At 39.7% G+C, this 14,468-nt stretch carries 9 protein-coding genes and 1 pseudogene; all 10 read left to right on the forward strand.

Features of this window, described 5'->3' with window-relative positions; genetic code table 11:
* The first annotated feature begins 390 nt into the window (after window positions 1–390).
* The 10 genes and pseudogenes from gltB to CDG55_RS02550 all read left to right on the forward strand — a co-directional run bounded on the left by gltB (window position 391) and on the right by CDG55_RS02550 (window position 14,464).
* Window positions 391–4,869, forward strand: coding sequence for a glutamate synthase large subunit (gene gltB / locus CDG55_RS02505; RefSeq protein ID WP_171287504.1), 4,479 nt, complete (start codon window positions 391–393; stop codon window positions 4,867–4,869).
* 71 nt (window positions 4,870–4,940) lie between these two features.
* Window positions 4,941–6,362: an FAD-dependent oxidoreductase gene (locus CDG55_RS02510; RefSeq protein WP_087535974.1), complete on the forward strand. Its 1,422-nt coding sequence runs from the start codon at window positions 4,941–4,943 to the stop codon at window positions 6,360–6,362.
* Between the two features lie 71 nt (window positions 6,363–6,433).
* A pseudogene (locus CDG55_RS02515) lies at window positions 6,434–6,607 on the forward strand (metal-dependent hydrolase); the annotation flags it as partial.
* 180 nt (window positions 6,608–6,787) lie between these two features.
* The gene (locus CDG55_RS02520; RefSeq protein WP_087535976.1) at window positions 6,788–7,378 is read left to right on the forward strand and encodes a LemA family protein; all 591 of its coding nucleotides are present in this window, start codon (window positions 6,788–6,790) and stop codon (window positions 7,376–7,378) included.
* Between the two features lie 85 nt (window positions 7,379–7,463).
* Window positions 7,464–8,477: a TPM domain-containing protein gene (locus CDG55_RS02525; RefSeq protein ID WP_416333004.1), complete on the forward strand. Its 1,014-nt coding sequence runs from the start codon at window positions 7,464–7,466 to the stop codon at window positions 8,475–8,477.
* Window positions 8,471–9,031 (forward strand): TPM domain-containing protein, encoded by a 561-nt coding sequence (locus tag CDG55_RS02530; protein ID WP_087535978.1) that lies wholly within the window; start codon window positions 8,471–8,473, stop codon window positions 9,029–9,031. The genes CDG55_RS02525 and CDG55_RS02530 overlap by 7 nt, the downstream gene beginning before the upstream one ends.
* Before the next feature lie 405 nt (window positions 9,032–9,436).
* Window positions 9,437–9,853 (forward strand): pilin, encoded by a 417-nt coding sequence (locus CDG55_RS02535; protein WP_416333005.1) that lies wholly within the window; start codon window positions 9,437–9,439, stop codon window positions 9,851–9,853.
* 69 nt (window positions 9,854–9,922) lie between these two features.
* Entirely contained in the window at window positions 9,923–11,890 is a 1,968-nt protein-coding gene (locus CDG55_RS02540) for a hypothetical protein (protein ID WP_087535980.1), read from the forward strand.
* Window positions 11,880–12,734 carry a glycosyltransferase family 2 protein gene (locus CDG55_RS02545; RefSeq protein WP_087535981.1) on the forward strand — a complete coding sequence of 285 codons (855 nt, stop codon included), beginning with the start codon at window positions 11,880–11,882 and terminating at the stop codon, window positions 12,732–12,734. Before CDG55_RS02540 ends, CDG55_RS02545 begins: the two co-directional genes overlap by 11 nt.
* Window positions 12,735–12,742: 8 nt before the next feature.
* On the forward strand, window positions 12,743–14,464 hold the full coding sequence (locus CDG55_RS02550; RefSeq protein ID WP_087535982.1) for an ABC transporter ATP-binding protein: 1,722 nt from the start codon (window positions 12,743–12,745) through the stop codon (window positions 14,462–14,464).
* Window positions 14,465–14,468 lie beyond the last annotated feature (4 nt).

Here is a 14,468-nt window from a genome sequence, read left to right on the forward strand (position 1 = left end):
TAAGATATAGCTTTAGCCTATTATAAATTAAGGTTATTTTAATTTTTTTAATGATTTAGTAAATTTATGATTAATTGGTATGTTTTTTGCTTCCTTGTGGTGCTAATTTATCTGCTCATTGCACTTTTTCACACTAAACACCCAATTAATTTAGTGAAATGGAAAGTTTTTGTGCTTTACAAACATTGGTGAAGGTGTAATAACTGAAAACACTTTATATGCTTGAGTACGCTGTTTCTTCTTAAAGAAAGGCGTATATTGCAAATCCGCCAGGAAAAATGTTTTTGCGAAGCATTGAACTTTATATGAGTTGATCGGCAATATCGCAGAAAATGAATTGATTGTTTGTTGCTCGAAAGAGCCATGTTGAAAGAAGGGTACGCTATGCACATGCCATCGCCTAATACTGTAGCTCCCGCTCAAGGCTTATATCAGCCTGATGAGTTTAAGGATAACTGTGGTTTTGGTCTGATTGCCCATATGAAGGGTGAATCAAGCCATCATCTGGTCGAAACTGCGATTCACAGTTTAAGTTGCATGACGCACCGTGGTGGTATTGCCGCGGATGGTAAAACAGGAGATGGTTGCGGATTGTTATTGGCAATGCCAAAACAATTTTTCCGTGAAGAAGCTCAGAAGCTAGGCAGTAATCTAACTGAGATTTTTGCTGCAGGCACAGTATTTTTGAATATTGACCCTGCTTTAGCTCAAAATGCAAAAAACATTTTAAATAAAGAAATTGCAGCAGAAGGTTTAACGGTTGCGGCATGGCGTGTTGTACCAACAAATAATGATGCTTTAGGTGAAATTGCATTACAATCACTCCCAGCATTTGAACAAATTCTAGTGAACTGCCCAATGGGTTTGACTGAAGTTGAATTTAACCGCAAGTTATTTTTAGCTCGTCGCCGTGCAGAACAACAATTACAAAATGACCCATTATTCTATGTGACCACACTTGCAACAACTGTTATCACATATAAAGGCTTAATGATGCCAGCAGCAATTGCTGACTTCTATACCGACTTAGCTGATGAACGTCTAAAATCGCATATTGTGGTATTCCATCAGCGTTTCTCAACCAATACTTTGCCACGTTGGCCATTGGCTCAGCCATTCCGTTATCTTGCGCATAATGGTGAAATTAACACCATTACAGCAAACCGTAACTGGGCACTGGCTCGTACGCCAAAGTTTGAAAATCCATTACTGCCGGGTTTAACTGAGTTAAATCCGATTGTAAACCGTACTGGTTCGGATTCATCAAGCCTAGACAATATGCTTGAAATTCTTGTTGGTGGCGGAATGGACTTATTCCGTGCACTTCGTATGTTGGTTCCACCAGCATGGCAGAATGTTGAAACTTTAGATGCTGATCTACGTGCATTCTATGAATTTAACTCTAAGCATATGGAAGCTTGGGATGGTCCAGCAGGTCTTGTGATCCAAGATGGTCGTCACGCGATTTGTATGTTGGATCGTAATGGTTTACGCCCTGCACGTTGGGTGATTACCAAAAATGATTACATCACGCTTGCATCAGAGATTGGTGTATGGGGTTATGAACCAGAAGATGTTGTGTCTAAAGGTCGTGTTGGTCCTGGTCAAATCTTGGTTGTAGATACTTTGACAGGCAAAGTGCTTGATACGAAAGATGTCAGCAATCACCTTAAAAACATGCGTCCGTATCGTGAATGGTTGCGTGACCATGCGATTCGTTTGAAAGCGGATCCTCAGCTTGAAGAACAATTGAGTGATCAAGGTTTAACTGGTGATGCATTAAAAGCGGCTCAAAAAATGTTTATGGTGACATTTGAAGAGCGTGATCAGATTTTGCGTCCAATCGCAGAAAGTGGTCAGGAAGCTGTTGGTTCAATGGGTGATGATACCCCAATGGCAGTCTTGTCTCGTCAAGTTCGCCATGTATCAGACTATTTCCGTCAACAGTTTGCGCAAGTGACTAACCCACCAATCGATCCATTACGTGAATCGATCGTAATGTCATTGGAAACATGTTTGGGTCGTGAGCAAAATGTGTTTGAACAGGGTCCTGAACACGCTGACCGCATCATTATTTCAAGCCCTGTATTGTCACATTCAAAAATGCAGCAGCTTCGTGATGTTGAAAAAGAACGTGCGGGTTATGCTGTTGCTGATATCAATCTGAATTATGCAGAAACCGAAGGTTTACAAGCCGCAGTTGCACGTATTTGTGAAGAAGCTGCACAAGCTGTTCGTGATGGTAAAACTTTAATCGTTTTGACCGATAAAAATATTCGTGAAGGCTTCTTGCCAGCAAACTCAGCATTGGTAACTGGTGCAGTACATCATTACTTAATTCAAGTTGGTTTACGTACTGATGCAAATATTTTGGTTGAGACAGGTTTCGCACGTGATCCACATCAATTTGCAGTACTGCTAGGTTTTGGTGCGACAGCAATTTACCCGTATTTAGCTTATGACGTGATTAATGATTTGGTTGCGAAAGGCGAATTATTGGGTGACCCAATTTATGCGCAAGCAAACTTCCGTAAAGGGATTGAGAAAGGTCTATTAAAAGTTCTTTCTAAAATGGGGATCTCGACAGTTGCCTCTTATCGTGGCGGCCAACTGTTTGAAGCAGTAGGTTTGTCATCTGAAGTCGTGGATAAATGTTTCCTTGGTGTACCAAGTCGTATCCAAGGTGCGACTTTCGCTGATTTAGAAAATGACCAGAAAAAATTGGCAAGCACAGCTTGGTCAAATCGCAAGCCAATTGATCAGGGTGGTTTACTCAAATTCGTATTCGGTAAAGAGTACCATGCGTTCAACCCTGATGTGATTAACTCATTGCATAAAGCGGTTCGTTCAGGTCAATATCAAGACTTTAAAGAATATGCTGAGCTAGTAAACAACCGTCCAGTTGCTACGATTCGTGACTTATTCAAGTTAAAAACAACCGATTCGATTGCGATTGATCAAGTTGAAACGATTGAAGAGATTCTACCGCGTTTTGACTCTGCGGGAATGTCTTTAGGTGCATTGTCTCCAGAAGCACATGAAGCAATTGCAATTGCGATGAATACGATTGGTGGTCGTTCGAACTCTGGTGAGGGTGGTGAAGATCCTGCACGTTACGGCACGATTCGTAACTCGAAAATCAAACAGATTGCATCAGGTCGTTTTGGTGTAACTCCTGCGTACTTAACGTCTGCTGAAGTGTTGCAGATTAAAGTGGCACAGGGCGCGAAACCAGGTGAGGGTGGTCAGTTACCAGGTGGTAAAGTGAATGGCTTAATTGCACGTTTACGTTACTCAGTACCGGGTGTGACTTTGATTTCTCCGCCTCCGCATCATGACATTTACTCAATTGAAGATTTGTCACAATTGATCTTTGACTTGAAGCAAGTCAATCCTCAAGCGATGGTATCGGTAAAACTAGTATCAGAGCCAGGTGTTGGAACGATTGCGGCTGGTGTGGCAAAAGCATACGCTGACTTTATTACCATTTCAGGTTATGACGGTGGTACAGCAGCATCTCCACTTTCATCGATTCACCACGCGGGCTCGCCTTGGGAATTGGGTTTAAGTGAAGCGCATCAAGCACTTCGTGTAAATGATTTGCGTGGTAAGGTTCGTGTTCAAACGGATGGTGGTTTAAAAACTGGTTTAGACGTGATCAAGGCAGCTATTTTAGGTGCTGAAAGCTTTGGTTTTGGTTCTACGCCAATGATCGCGTTAGGTTGTAAATACCTACGTATCTGTCACTTGAATAACTGTGCAACTGGTGTCGCAACACAGCAAGACCATTTACGTCAAGAGCATTATATTGGCGAACCAGAAATGCTAATCAACTTCTTCAAGTTTATTGCTGAAGAAACACGTGAATGGTTGGCTGCTTTAGGTGTTGCATCACTCAAAGATTTGATTGGTCGTGTTGATTTGCTTGAGGTTTTACCAGGCGAAACTGAAAAGCATGCGCATCTTGATCTCAGTGCATTATTGACATCACATCCTGCTGCTGAAGGCAAAGCTCAGTATTGCCAAGTTCAAGGTAATGCATCATTTGATAAAGGTGTTTTAGCTGAGAAAATGGTGGCTGAGATGTTACCAGCAATTGAAGCGGGTACAGGTGGTTCGTTTAACTTCACTGTTGGTAACTGTGACCGTTCGATCGGTGCGCGTATTTCTGGTGAAATTGCACGTCGTTATGGCAACTTGGGTATGGAAAACAGTCCAGTAGTCATGAATCTTGTAGGTACTGCTGGTCAGTCACTTGGTGTTTGGAACGCTGGTGGTTTGCATATCAAACTTGAAGGTGATGCAAACGATTACGTGGGTAAAGGTATGGCGGGTGGTCGTGTGTCGATCTTCCCACCAAAAGGTTCACCGTTCCAGACACAAAATACTGCAATCATCGGTAACACTTGTTTGTATGGTGCGACTGGCGGTAAGTTATTTGCTGCTGGTACTGCGGGTGAGCGTTTCGCTGTTCGTAACTCAGGTGCTTTTGCAGTCATTGAAGGTGCTGGCGATCACTGCTGTGAATATATGACAGGTGGTGTGGTAACTGTCTTAGGTAAAGTTGGTCATAACTTTGGTGCGGGTATGACAGGCGGTTTCGCTTATGTACTTGACCTTGATAACGACTTTGTTGACTACTATAACCATGAGTTGATTGACCTAAATCGTATCTCGACTGAGGCGATGGAAGATCATAAAGAAAACCTCCTCCGTATTCTCGATGAGCATATTCAAGAGACAGGAAGTGCTTGGGCATACAAAATCCGTAATGAGTTCGACTTCTATAGTCGTAAGTTCTGGCTTGTAAAACCAAAAGCTGCTAATTTGCAATCGCTTTTGAAAACAACCCAAGCCGATCCACAATAATTCCACGACTGCAAAGACATAGGCAGGTGCAGAGGTGAAGGACACCACTGCACCTACCCACGGAGAGAGACATGGCAGAACGCCTCAATAATGACTTTCAATTTCTGGATGTAGCACGCCAAGATCCAGAGAAAAAAGATATTACTGTCCGCAAAGCAGAGTTTGTGGAAATTTATAAACCCTTTACTGCGGAAGTTGCTGCGAATCAAACGCACCGTTGTTTAGGATGTGGTAACCCATATTGTGAATGGAAATGCCCAGTACATAACTATATTCCAAACTGGTTAAAGCTGATTGCAGAAGGTCAAATTTTCCAAGCGGCTGAACTTTGCCATCAAACCAATACCTTGCCAGAAGTTTGTGGTCGTGTTTGTCCGCAAGACCGTTTGTGTGAAGGTGCATGTACCTTAAATGACGGCTTTGGTGCAGTCACGATTGGTAATGCAGAAAAATATATCAACGATACTGCCTTTGCTTTAGGCTGGCGCCCAGATATGTCTGGCGTTAAATGGACGAATAAAAAAGTTGCAATTATTGGTGCAGGTCCAGCGGGTTTAGGCTGTGCTGATATTCTTGCCCGTGGCGGTGTGAAACCAGTTGTATTTGATAAACGCCCTGAAATTGGTGGTTTACTTACATTTGGTATTCCAGAATTTAAAATGGAAAAAGATGTGATGAAACGTCGTCGTGAAATCTTCACGGGGATGGGTATCGAATTCCGCTTAAATACTGAAATCGGTGTTGATGTAACGATTGAACAACTCCTTGCTGAATACGATGCCGTATTTATGGGGATGGGAACTTATACCTACATGAAAGGTGGTTTCCCTGGCGAAGATCTTGATGGTGTTTACGATGCCCTAGATTTCTTAATTGCTAACGTCAATCGTTGCCAAGGTTGGGAAAAAGATCCAAGCGAATACATCAGTGTTGATGGTAAGAAAGTGATTGTTCTGGGTGGTGGTGACACTGCAATGGACTGTAACCGTACTTCATTACGCCAAGGTGCGCATGATGTGACATGTGCTTACCGTCGTGACGAAAGCAACATGCCGGGTTCTGCGCGCGAAGTGAAGAATGCCTATGAAGAGGGTGTAAAATTCCTATTCAATCGCCAACCGATCGAGATTGTGGGCGAGAATGGCAAAGTGACTGGTGTTAAAGTGGTGACTACCCAAATGGGTGAGCCTGATAGCCGTGGTCGTCGTAGCCCTGAACCTGTTCCGGGTTCTGAAGAAATTTTACCAGCAGATGCGGTATTACTTGCATTTGGTTTCCGTCCAAGTCCTGCTGATTGGTTTGGTTCTGCAAATGTAAGTTTAGATGGTTCAGGTCGTGTTGTTGCGGCAGAACAACAAGAATTTAAATTCCAAACATCTAATCCAAAAATCTTCGCAGGTGGAGATATGGTGCGTGGTTCTGACCTTGTTGTGACTGCAATTTGGGAAGGCCGCCAAGCAGCAGAAGGTATTTTAGATTATTTAGGTGTCTAATTCATCTTTTTAGTTTGATTGCGATAAAGCCTGCTCAAGCAGGCTTTATTTTTTCATCTTATTTTTTTGGTCTTGGAAAAATGTTTATTCAACTGATTCCAGAATACTTGTCTTATTATCAAGCAGATTTTCATCCTGCGAAACATGACTATACGAAATTAGTGAATTATTGGAACGCACGTATGGTAGATGAGTATCGTATGGTCAGTTTTCAAGAAGAAAAATTTTCAAAATTATATAGTTAATTCATTTTTTACAAACATAAATGTTGTGCTTAACAAGGCATTACTCAAGGTCATTCAGTAATGTCTTTTTTATTTAAATACGTATAAAGTAACTTTAATAAATGTTACACAGCGAACAAAAAATCACATTACAATGAATTATTGCAAAAAATATAAAGAAAAACCTGAGGATAAATTTTTATGAAAGTTATTAAGAAAACCGCATTAGCAACAGTATTAACAAGCAGCTTGTTGTTCACAGGTTGTGGATATAATACTTTGCAAGTGAAAGATGAAGCTGTGAGTGCTTCATGGTCAGAAGTACAAAACCAATATCAACGTCGTGCTGATTTAGTTCCAAATCTTGTTAATGTCGTGAAAGGCTATGCTAAACATGAGGAACAAGTGCTCACAGAGGTGACTCAAGCACGCTCGAATGTTGCGGGTTTAAAAGTGGATAAAGAAGTTTTAGAAGACCCAGCGCTATTCGAAAAATATCAACAAGCACAAACTCAATTGACAGGTGCATTATCTCGTTTAATTGCGGTTTCAGAAAATTATCCAGATTTAAAAGCCAATGAACAATTCCGTGATTTACAAGCACAATTGGAAGGTACAGAAAATCGAATTGCGGTTGCTCGTAATCGATATATTACGACAGTGCAAGATTACAATTCATATGTGCGTCAGTTCCCACAAGCAATGACGGCAAAAGTCATTGGTATGAAAACCAAAGAGAACTTTAAAGCAGAGCAATCTGCGCAGCAAGCGCCAACAGTTTCATTTAATTAAGATTTGAAATTGTTCTTAATGGGTTTGGAGTTGCCATATGTTGGAAGAAATTAGACAAAAACTTAAGCAGCTTTCGGCTGTCCTCATGATTGTTTTTGTAACACTATTTTTTCAACATACAGTTTGGGCTGAGGTTGCGACTGCAACAGATGAAACTGATTTAGTTGTTGCAGGTAAAATGATTCAGCAGCCACAACAAAATCAATCACAACCAAACACTACAGCACAACAAGCACCTATTTTACCGCAAGTTGCCAATGATATGGCTGAGGGTGAATCCATACGTGGTTTACCGACATTAAATCAGCCCATCATAGATCAAGCCAAAATATTAAGTGAGGCGGAAACACAGCAACTCAATCAAAAAATACTGACGTTGTATCAGCAGGGTAAAGCTCAGATAGGAGTGATTATTGTACCCACCACTGGACAGGAAGCGATTTTTGATTTTGCTTTACGTACAGGTGAAAAATGGCAATTAGGTTCTGCTAAACGTGATAATGGTTTGTTGATGGCAATTGCAGTCAATGATCGCAAAATTCAGATTCTAACAGGTTATGGTCTCGAAGGTGTTTTACCTGATGTGGTTCTTAGCCGCATTATTCGTAATCAGATCACACCCTCTTTTAAACAAGGTCAGTATGCACAAGGAATCTCATCAGGTTTGGATGAAATTAGCCGTATTGTGAACCTTGACCCTGAAATTGCCCAACAGGCTGCCCAAGAGCTTAAGGATCAACATGACCAAGCCTTACACGAGCAGCAAGCGAAAGATAATACGCTAACTATGGCGCTATTTATCCTTATCGCTGGTATTGTCGGTTCATTCATTGTTGGCAATCGTTTAAGTGCCTCCACTGCGGCAGTAGCTGCAACGGTTGCAGGACTAGTCAATGGGGCGGGGCTTGTGATGAGTTTATTACTCGGTATTGGAATTTTTTTTCTACTTATTACTTCATTGGCACAGCTTGTTTTTCAGGCCTTTTTGTCGAGTGGTGGGCGAGGGGGCAGTGGAGGAGGCTTTGGCGGTGGCAGTGGAGGTGGTTATAGTGGCGGCGGTGGCAGCTTTGGCGGGGGAGGAGCATCAGGCTCATGGTAATAAAGACAGATACAACACAGATTATTACCCAGCCTAAGCTGGATGAGCAAGTTCAACCAAGCTTAAAGCGCTGGTTTAAACACTTCCTCTATATATCTTCTATGCATAATTATTTCAATAAAAACGATAGGATACAGATCGCTAAGGCTGTGCAGCATGCTGAAAAAGGTCATGCTGGTGAAATTCAGGTAGTGATAGAAGGACATATTCCATGTTCACAAGCCTATCACCAGAATACACGGCTACGTGCTCAGCAGCTATTTGCTGAATTAGGTGTTTGGGATACTGAACTCAATAGTGGGGTTTTGCTTTATTTAAATCTGTGTGAGCGCAAAGTTGAGATTGTGATTGATCGGGGACTAAAAAATGCAACACAAGCTGAGACATGGAATGAAATTTGCCAAAATATCATTGTGAACTTAACCCAAAAACAATATTTGCGAGCTGTGACTGGTGGCGTGAATGAAATTGGTCAAATATTGGATCAATACTATGTAAAAACTGATCTGCATGATCAAAATGAATTGCCGAATGAACCCATTATACTGAAGTAGATATAAACTATTGATTTTATTTTTTAAATTTTTTTAAAAATAATATTCTGTATTTTTAATTGTATAGAGAATATTCTCTTTATTCAGATAGACGGATAGCAAAATTTCTATCTTTATAAATTCTTTTTTTTGTGATTTGTTTCGCTCATTTTTAAAACAAGTAGAAAATAATCAAGGTTGAACCTCTACTACGTTAAAGATAAAAAGCGAAAGTTGACATTTTTTGTCATTTTTGTCTTTCGTGTGTCAGGATTGATTTATATATGAACAAAGAGAATATTCTTTAAGTCTCTGTTTTTTTGCGTTAAAATTGGCTAAGCTAAGGATTGGCATAGAACATGCTAAATACAAAGTAGCTTGAAAGGCTTATAAAAATTTATACATTGGAGAAATGTTATGAACACAATGCAAAAGGGTTTTACTCTTATCGAATTGATGATCGTTGTAGCGATCATTGGTATTTTGGCGGCAATTGCGATCCCTGCTTACCAAGACTACACCATTCGTGCCCAAGTAACTGAAGGGGTAAACCTAATGGCTGGAGCAAAAGCATCTGTAACAGAGGTTTTTAATGATTCAGGTACTTTTCCAGCAACGAATAGTGCTGCTGGTCTACCAACAGCGACTTCAATTAAAGGTTCTTATGTAACTAAGGTTGAGTTGGCAACAGGTGGTGTAATTGTTGCCACTTATGGCAACAAGGCAAATTCTAGTATTAGTGGTGGAACTTGTCGTGTTACCCCAGCTAATAACGGTGGTAGTATTTCTTGGACAGGTACTTGCTCATTTGATCAAAAATGGCGTCCAAAAGCGTTCCGTTAATTTTAACTTCGCTTAACAAGAACCCGACTCGTTCGGGTTCTTTTATATCCTGTCCAACGAATTTATGATATGAAAAAAAAATTACAGAATTTTGGGGTAATGGGTTCAATTGTATTATTGGGCTTGGGCTTTATTGTTACGTTTTTTTATATCTACCTGCAAGCTATGGGGCTAACTTGGCAGTTTGATGATTATATCAACTTAAAAGACTTATCCAATGCTAGTTCAGTGCAAGGTTTAAATAATTTTATTTTTGGCGGTGTGGCAGGCCCAACAGGCCGCCCGATTTCGTTGCTGACTTTTTTAGCGAACTATAATGACTGGATGAACAATCATCCATGGGGTTTTGTAAAAACTACGCTGATTTGGCATCTACTGAATGCCTGCTTAATATTTTTATTAGTCTTCAATATTGCAAAGATATATATTAATAATACCAATCAAAGCTACATTTTTGCCCTCATGGTTGCTATGGTTTGGGTTATTTTACCGATTCACGCCAGTGCCAATCTGATTCCCATCCAGCGCATGACCCATGTTTCTGCATTTTTTATGCTAAGTACATTACTAGGTTATGTGTACTTTAGAACATATCTTTCGAGCAAACAGTCACCCATTTTAAATTTGATACTGGTCATCGGCTGGGTCGTCATTGGTACGATTTTGGCTGTGTATTCCAAAGAAAATGGTGCGGTTGTTGTCACAATGCTCGCACTACTAGAGCTTTATTTCTTAAAACGTATCACTTACCCTGCTTATCCTAAACTGTGGACACTTGGTATTTATTTAGCACTCTTGATTGTTCCTCTGTTTATGCTGCTCTATTTAGTCAAAAATTGGGCTGGAATTAATCATCACTTTGAGTTTTATCGGGACCGTAGTTTAGCTGATCATCTAGCAACTCAAATCATCATTTTGTGGGAATATTTAAAACAAATCATCCTTCCAAGAGCCGCATTATTAGGACCTTTTCATGATGGGCATATCGTTTATCATTGGACAATGTGGCAACCTTATGTCGCTTTGATAGCATGGCTGGTTGCTATTTTTGTGGGTTGGAAATACAAAGCCTATAGATTAGGCAAGTTTTTATTATTTGCTTTGGTTTGGTATTTTGCAGCTCATCAGATTGAGTCTAGTATTATTCCATTAGAATTATATTTTGAGCACCGTAATTATTTAGCCAGTTTGGGCTGGGTGGTTTTAATCGCAGTACTATTTGCTGAGATATATAAAAAATATCAAGGGCTTAGTCCTTGGCACATATTAGGCGGTATTTATATTTTATATTTATTATTTAACTTACAACAAATTACATCATTATGGGGGAAACCTTTATTGGCTGCTGAAATGTGGAGCACCTATCAACCAGACTCACCTAGAGCAGCACAAATGTTGGCGGCTCAGTACAAACAAGAAGGTTTTAGAGAGGCATCTATTGAGGTACTAAATGATTTTGCTCAATTACATCCAAAAAACATTTCTTTAGAAATGCAAGTTTTCTCCGAAACTTGTGAAAAAAACTCATCTCAGCAAAATATTAATCAATTAAACTCACTCAAAAAAAATGTAGCTAAAATTTCACTACCTGCAGACATCACGGTAAATATTGCTAGTTTAGGGGAGAATATTCGACAAAAGAAATGTGCAGGAGTGACACTAAAAAATTATCTTAATTTTTTAATGGTAGCAGCACAAGTTCCCAAAATTAAACAAAATGCGAATGTCATGCATCATGTTAATTATGAAACTGCTCTAACCTATCAAGAAATGGATAATACTGAAGCTTATTTAACCTATGCAACCCGAGCTTTCTACAATTATCCAAGTTTAAGTATCGCAGAAAAAATTGCGCTTACTTATTTTAAGCAAGCAAATAATGAAAAAACATTAGCATGGATAAAAGAAGCACTACAATATGCACCTTCAAATGCGAATGGTGATGCATGGCGTAAAAGTTTAAAAAGTCTAGCTGAAACGATCAAATCAATCGAAAGTCAACGTAGCAAAGTGGATAACACACCACATGAAAAATAAGTTTAGTATTGTACTCCCTGCCAAAAACGAATCAGGGGCAATCGGGCAAACCATTGAACGCATTAAGCAGCTCAATATTGCCCATGAAATTATTGTGGTGAATGATGGTTCTACAGACCAAACGAAACAAGTTGCAGAATCTGCTGGAGCAAAAGTCGTCTCCCACCCCTACTCAAAAGGTAATGGTGCAGCCATTAAAACAGGCGCACGTACTGCAACGGGTGAAATTATTATATTTATGGATGCTGATGGACAGCATGACCCGCAAGACATCCCTCACTTACTAGAAAAAATTGAACAAGGCTATGATTTAGTTGTTGGTGCAAGACAAAAAGGCTCACAAGCTAGTGTTGGTCGTGGTATTGCCAATGCACTTTACAACAACCTTGCCACATATATGACTGAACAAATAGTAGAAGACCTCACCTCTGGTTTTCGTGCAGTCCGTGCAGTCAAATTCCGTGAATTTTTATATTTACTGCCTAATGGTTTTTCTTATCCAACTACTAGCACCATGGCATTTTTCCGCGCAGGTTATTCGGTCACTTATGTGCCAATTCATGCGGCTAAACGCATAGGCAAAAGTCATATTCAACCGCTGAAAGATGGAGTACGCTTCTTTTTAATTATTTTTAAGATTGCGACACTTTATTCACCGTTAAAGATGTTTTTACCTATCGCTGTTTTATTATTTATTTTAGCGACGGCATGGTATGGATATACTCTATATGAGTACGGTCGTTTTACCAATATGAGTGCGTTACTTTATACAGGCAGTATTATGATTTTTTTAATGGGTTTAATTTCAGAGCAGATAACTGCTTTAATGTATAAAGAGAAGTAAATAGAATCGTGTTAAATAGTTTAGAACAACTCTGGCAAATTCTATCGCCCTTAGATAAACGTAAAGTCATTTATGTTTTCATTTTAGTCATGGGGATGGCTTTTATTGAGTCGGCTGGTGTTATTTCTATTATGCCTTTTTTGGCAGTACTATCGAACCCCAATGTTGTTGAGTCAAACTCCTATTTAAAGCAGCTCTATGATTTTACGGGAGCTGCAAATAAACAAAACTTTATACTATATTTAGGCTTTCTCTCACTATTTATTGTTGTATGCTCAACCATATTCAAAATTGTGACCCAATATGCGGTGAATCGTTTTGCGAGTTTACAGCGTCACTATTTCTCCACTCGCTTACTTAAAACTTATTTGCAACAAAACTATGAGTTTTTTATTCAGCGAAATAGTGCAACCTTGGTTAAGAACATTCTGTCCGAAGTCGATCAACTCATTTGGACTATGATCTTACCCGCTTTAACTCTCATGTCTTATGGTGTTGTATTATTATCTATGGTCGGCATTCTTCTGCTGTATGATCCGCTCATGGCTATTGCAACAGCTTTTGTGCTCGGTCTATTTTACGCCAGCATTTATATGCTAGTTCGAAAAAAGCTGACACAAATTGGGCAAGAATTTACCCAAGCCAACAAAGAGCGTTACCAAACCTGTCAAGAAGCCCTTGCTGGTATTAAAGACGTGATGATTAACAATGCAGAACATGGATATATTAAGCAATTTGAGGAATCCTCTCGTGTATTTGCACGGCATATCGCTACACGCGAAACACTAGGACAAGTACCACTCAATGTTATAGAAACAGTAGGTTATGGTTGCTTAATTGTTTTAGCCATGCTTTTAGTGGTTTCAGGAAACGAAGTGTCACATATTTTGCCTGTGCTTGGTCTATATGGTTTTGCTGCTTACCGTATGCTTCCTGCTGCACAAAATATGTATCGCGCTATTTCTCAAATTAAGTTTTCTGAGCAGGTCTTGTCACTGCTTAAACCTGAGTTCGCATTAGAAAAAGATGAGTTGAAGCATATAGAAAAAGATAGCACTCAATATTTGAAATTTGAAAATTCCATACGTTTAGAGAATATAAGTTTTGCTTATCCCAATCGAATAGAGTCTCCCATCCTAAACAACTTTAGTTTGGAAGTTAAAAAAAACGCTAGCTTGGGTATTGTTGGAAAAAGCGGCAGTGGCAAAAGTACGCTGATGGATATCATGCTGGGCCTACTCTCCCCACAACAAGGTAAAGTGTATATTGATGATGTCGAGTTGACAGCAGATAATATAACCCAATGGAGAGGTTTAGTTGGTTATGTACCACAGAATATTTATTTGGCAGATAAATCTATTGCAGAAAATATTGCTTTTGGCGTAGCGAAAATAGATATAGATTTAAGGCAAGTTGAGTTTGTAGCCAAGCAAGCACAAATTGATAATTTTATTCAAAGTCAATTGCCTTTGGGTTATCATACACTTGTTGGGGAGCGTGGTGTTATGCTTTCAGGTGGACAGCGGCAACGTATAGGTATTGCAAGAGCTTTGTATAAAAATCCACAAGTTTTATTTATGGATGAAGCGACCAGTGCACTAGATACTGAAACCGAGCAAGCAGTGAATGAAGCTATTCAAAACTTAAATGGAAAAATGACGATGGTGATTATCGCGCATCGGGAAAGTGCCGTTGAAAAATGTGACCATATACTTGATCTTTATCGCTAATGGG

Source organism: Acinetobacter sp. WCHA45, assembly GCF_002165255.2.
Lineage (GTDB): Bacteria > Pseudomonadota > Gammaproteobacteria > Pseudomonadales > Moraxellaceae > Acinetobacter.

What these genes read in the sequence shown, in the direction of transcription:
- gltB (WP_171287504.1), top strand. Translation starts at nt 391, where the DNA reads ATGCCATCGCCTAATACTGTAGCTCCCGCTCAAGGCTTATATCAGCCT.
- CDG55_RS02510 (WP_087535974.1), top strand. Translation starts at nt 4,941, where the DNA reads ATGGCAGAACGCCTCAATAATGACTTTCAATTTCTGGATGTAGCACGC.
- CDG55_RS02520 (WP_087535976.1), top strand. Translation starts at nt 6,788, where the DNA reads ATGAAAGTTATTAAGAAAACCGCATTAGCAACAGTATTAACAAGCAGC.
- CDG55_RS02525 (WP_416333004.1), top strand. Translation starts at nt 7,464, where the DNA reads ATGATTGTTTTTGTAACACTATTTTTTCAACATACAGTTTGGGCTGAG.
- CDG55_RS02530 (WP_087535978.1), top strand. Translation starts at nt 8,471, where the DNA reads ATGGTAATAAAGACAGATACAACACAGATTATTACCCAGCCTAAGCTG.
- CDG55_RS02535 (WP_416333005.1), top strand. Translation starts at nt 9,437, where the DNA reads ATGCAAAAGGGTTTTACTCTTATCGAATTGATGATCGTTGTAGCGATC.
- CDG55_RS02540 (WP_087535980.1), top strand. Translation starts at nt 9,923, where the DNA reads ATGAAAAAAAAATTACAGAATTTTGGGGTAATGGGTTCAATTGTATTA.
- CDG55_RS02545 (WP_087535981.1), top strand. Translation starts at nt 11,880, where the DNA reads ATGAAAAATAAGTTTAGTATTGTACTCCCTGCCAAAAACGAATCAGGG.